This window comes from uncultured Tepidimonas sp., from assembly GCF_938045175.1.
GTDB lineage: Bacteria > Pseudomonadota > Gammaproteobacteria > Burkholderiales > Burkholderiaceae_C > Tepidimonas.
Genome location: NZ_CALIND010000022.1, coordinates 1 through 2,913, shown reverse-complemented (window position 1 = coordinate 2,913; position 2,913 = coordinate 1). Strand labels below are relative to the sequence as shown.

Genomic DNA, 2,913 nt, shown 5'->3' with positions numbered 1-2,913 from the left:
CCTTGTCCGGCCATTCGACCAGCTTGAGCCCGCGCCCGGCGAACAGTTCCCGCAGGCCCGCGTCCTCCCACTCGCGCGGGTCGTCGAAGCGATACAGATCGGCGTGCCAGGCGGGCAGGGGGCCGCCCCACGCAGGGGTGGCGGGCAGCTCATAGGGCTCGACCAGGGCATAGGTCGGGCTCTTGATGCGCCCCGTCACGCCCAGCGCCCGCAGCAGGTGGCGCACGAAGGTGGTCTTGCCCGCGCCCAGCTCGCCGCGCAGGGTCAGCAGCGCGTCGGCCAGCGACGCGTCGGCCTGCATGGCTGCAGCCAGCCGTTGTGCCAGGCGCGCGGTGTCGTCCTCGCTGGCGGCAAGCCAGTCGCGCGTGGCGGTGGGCAGGGGCGTGGGGGACGAAGACATGGATCTTTCTCGGGGACTTCCTACAATCGCGGCGCATGCAGCCAATACCCACGCCGAGCGGGGCCGATGCGCCCGCCCAGCCGACACCGGACACCGGCGTCGCTTGGGTCGAGCGCATCCGCGGCTGGGCGCTCGCGCTGGGATTTTCCCAGATCGGCGTCAGTGCCGTCGACCTGTCGCATGCCGAGCCCGGGTTGCTGGCCTGGTTGGCCGCAGGCTTTCATGGCACGATGGACTACATGGCGCGCCATGGGCTGCGGCGCGCCCGCCCGGCGGAGTTGGTGCCGGGCACGCTGAGCGTGATCACCGCGCGCATGGACTACTTGCCGCGTGACGCGGGCGAGGACTGGCGCGCGCGCGAGTGGGCGCGGCTGGCCGACCCGGACGCTGCCGTCGTGTCGATCTACGCCCGCGGACGCGACTACCACAAGGTGCTGCGGCGGCGGCTGCAGCAGCTCGCGCAGCGCATCGAGGCCGAGTGGGTCGCGGCGGGGCAGCCCGCGCCCCAGACGCGCGTGTTTACCGACTCGGCACCGGTGCTGGAGGTGGAGCTGGCCACGCGCAGTGGCCTGGGCTGGCGCGGCAAGCATACGCTGGCGTTGCACCGCGACGCGGGGTCGATGTTTTTTCTGGGCGAGATTTTTATCGACCAGGCGCTACCGCCCACGCCTGCGCACCCGGCGCACTGCGGCCGCTGCCAGGCGTGCATCGACGTGTGCCCGACGGGCGCCATCGTCGCGCCGTACCGGCTCGATGCGCGCCGCTGCATTTCGTACCTGACGATCGAGCACGAGGGGCCGATCCCCGTGCCGCTGCGCCGTGCGCTGGGTAACCGCATTGTCGGCTGCGACGATTGCCAGTTGATTTGTCCCTGGAACAAGTACGCGCGCCGCAGCCCGCTGCCGGATTTCGACGCCCGCGACGCGCTGGCCGCCCCGCGACTGCTGCCGCTATGGGCCTGGTCGGAGGGCGAGTTTTTGCGCCACACCGAGGGCAGCGCCATCCAGCGCATCGGCTACCAGCGCTGGCGGCGCAACCTGGCCGTGGCGCTGGGCAATGCGCGCGCGGCTGCCCGTGCGCGGGGCGACACTGCGCAGCAAGCCGCGATCGAGTCGGCGCTGGCCCCTGCGCTGGCCGACCCCGACACGCCCGTACTGGTGCGCGAGCACGTCGCCTGGGCCCTGATGGACTAGGATGACGCCATGAGCGCCGATCGCCGTGATCCCTTGGTCGCCATCCCCGCCCGGCGTGGGCCCCTGGCCGCGCTGGCCCACTGGGGCGAGTGGCTGCGCTTGACGGGCCGGGTGCTGGCGTGGGCGTGCATGGCGTCCAGCTACCGCGGCGCGCGCTGGCACGCGCTGGCCGAGCAACTGGTCGCCGCTGCCGTGCCCGCGGTGTGGTGGTATGCCGTGCTGTCGGCGCTGTTCGGGCAAGTGCTCATCCGTATCGTGGTCGTCACCGCCATCAGCTATGGGCTGACGCAGTATGCGGTCGAGATGGTGGTGCGGGTGCTGGTGCTGGAGCTCATTCCCCTGACGGCGGCGTTGTTCGTCTTGTTGCGCGTCACGGTGGGCCACGGGCGGGCGTTGCAAGCCCTGCGCGACGGCGGCACGTTCGATGCACTGCGCCGCGCTGGGCAGGATCCGCTGCGCGAGCTGGCCTTGCCGCGCGTGCTCAGTGGGGTGTTTGCCACGCTGCTGCTCGTGATGCTGAGCGCCGTGCTGGCGCTGGTGCTGGCCTATCTCAACCTGTACGGCTTCACGCCGTGGGCCCTGGCCCCCTACACGCGCGCCGTCGGACATGTCTTTTCCCCCGCGGTCGCGTTGATCTTCGTGTTCAAGACGCTGGGGTTTGCGCTGGCGATCTCGCTGGTGCCCATGGTGGCGGCGTTCGAGTCGTCGCCCCAGGGCGACGTGCGGGCGCTGGTGCGCACCGCCGCCGTTCTGTTGCTGGTGGAGCTGCTGTCGCTGATCGGCAACTATTATTGAGCCCATGAACCCGGTGTCCGACTCCCCGCCGCCAGCCCATGCCGATCGGGAGCCGCCCGCGATCGCGGCGGCCGTCGAGCGCCGCGCGCGCGGCCTGCTGGTGCTGCTGGGTGTGCTGCTGTTGGCCTCGACGCTGTATGTGCTGTACGCGCGTGGCGTGTTCGAGCCGACGCAGACCCTGGTGCTGACCGCCGACGACGCCGAGGGCGTGGCGGTGGGCATGGACCTGACGTTTTCGGGGTTTCCCATCGGGCGCGTGCGCCGCATCGAACTGGCCCCCGACGGGACGGTGCGCATCGTGATCGACGTGGCGCGGCGCGAGGCGCACTGGCTGCGCGAGGGCAGTGTCTTCACCATGGAGCGGGGGCTGGTCGGCGGTGTGCGCCTGCGGGCTTACACCGGTGTGCTGGAGGGGCCGCTGCTGCCCGACGGGGCGCAGCGGCCGGTATTGCGCGGCGACGCGCTGGCCGACTTGCCGCGCATGGTCAACACTGCGCGCGAGCTGCTGGAGCAGATCAAAGCCAT

At 71.4% G+C, this 2,913-nt stretch carries 4 protein-coding genes; 3 read left to right on the top strand and 1 reads right to left on the bottom strand.

Annotation, left to right across the window (positions count from 1 at the left end; all coding sequences use genetic code 11):
* Nucleotides 1-400, bottom strand: a 400-nt coding sequence (gene tsaE, locus Q0716_RS01120; RefSeq protein WP_299018773.1) for a tRNA (adenosine(37)-N6)-threonylcarbamoyltransferase complex ATPase subunit type 1 TsaE, incomplete at its 3' end; no start/stop codon positions are given.
* Between the two features lie 116 nt (nt 401-516).
* Here tsaE and queG point away from each other — a divergent pair.
* The 3 genes from queG to Q0716_RS01105 all read left to right on the top strand — a co-directional run.
* Nucleotides 517-1,593 carry a tRNA epoxyqueuosine(34) reductase QueG gene (gene queG, locus Q0716_RS01115; protein WP_299018775.1) on the top strand — a complete coding sequence of 359 codons (1,077 nt, stop codon included), beginning with the start codon at nt 517-519 and terminating at the stop codon, nt 1,591-1,593.
* A 9-nt stretch (nt 1,594-1,602) separates the two neighbouring features.
* Nucleotides 1,603-2,388 (top strand): ABC transporter permease, encoded by a 786-nt coding sequence (locus Q0716_RS01110; RefSeq protein ID WP_299018771.1) that lies wholly within the window; start codon nt 1,603-1,605, stop codon nt 2,386-2,388.
* A 4-nt stretch (nt 2,389-2,392) separates the two neighbouring features.
* On the top strand, nt 2,393-2,913 hold a 521-nt coding region (locus tag Q0716_RS01105; RefSeq protein ID WP_299018769.1), incomplete at its 3' end, for an MCE family protein.